The 840-nt window shown below is 46.8% G+C and carries 1 protein-coding gene; it reads right to left on the reverse strand.

Translation table 11 applies throughout. The annotated features are described in order from the left end of the window. The coding region (hemW, locus tag ACTHUR_RS12955; RefSeq protein ID WP_440398902.1) for a radical SAM family heme chaperone HemW at window positions 1-743 on the reverse strand (743 nt) is incomplete at its 3' end. Window positions 744-840 lie beyond the last annotated feature (97 nt).

The following is an 840-nucleotide window of genomic DNA, read 5'->3' on the forward strand; positions in this document are numbered from 1 at the left end:
TCATAGTGGATAAAGCCTGCGCTTTCCAATGCGCCGTGTACGGCATCTTCAATATCCAATGCTGCTTCATCTTGTGGCAATCCTTTGGGCGGCGTATGACCAAAAGGCGTGTTCGGTTCCATTGTCAGATGATATGCGCTGATATGAGATACGCCTGTTGCGATAGCCGTTTGCACATCGTTTAAGGCCGTCTGAACCGTTTGGTTTGGCAGGGCATACATCAAATCGATATTGACTTTATCAAATAATTTCAATGCAGTATCAATAGCTGTCAGGGCTTCTTTGCCATTGTGAACGCGTCCTAATCGAGCAAGCATATCGTCGTTAAAACTCTGCACACCGATAGACAGGCGCGTAATGCCTGCGTCTTTAAACCCTTGAAACTTCTCAATTTCAAATGTGCCCGGGTTCGCTTCTAAAGTAATTTCCGCTTCGGGTTGCAAGCGCAACAGCGAACGCACGCCGCTTAATAAACGGTCAATCGATTCTGCTTGAAACAGGCTGGGTGTGCCGCCGCCGAAAAATATGGTTTCCACTGGTCTGCCCCAAATATTGGGCAATTCAAGCTGCAGGTCGGTTAATAGGGCATCGATATAGGCTTCTTCCGGCAGGCCGTTTTTCAGGCTGTGGGAATTGAAGTCGCAATACGGGCATTTTTTGATGCACCAAGGAATATGGATATAGAGTGATAAAGGAGGTAGGGCGGTTAGCTGGCCAGGGCGTTGGAAAGTGATTTGGGTCATGGTATGTGTTTAGGCTCAAGGCCGTCTGAAATTTTTAGGCCATTATTTTAACTTAAATGTCGGCTGGGAAAGTAATCAGTAGGAAATTTGCGAAGTC

It is taken from the genome of Neisseria sp. P0021.S007 (genome assembly GCF_051956855.1).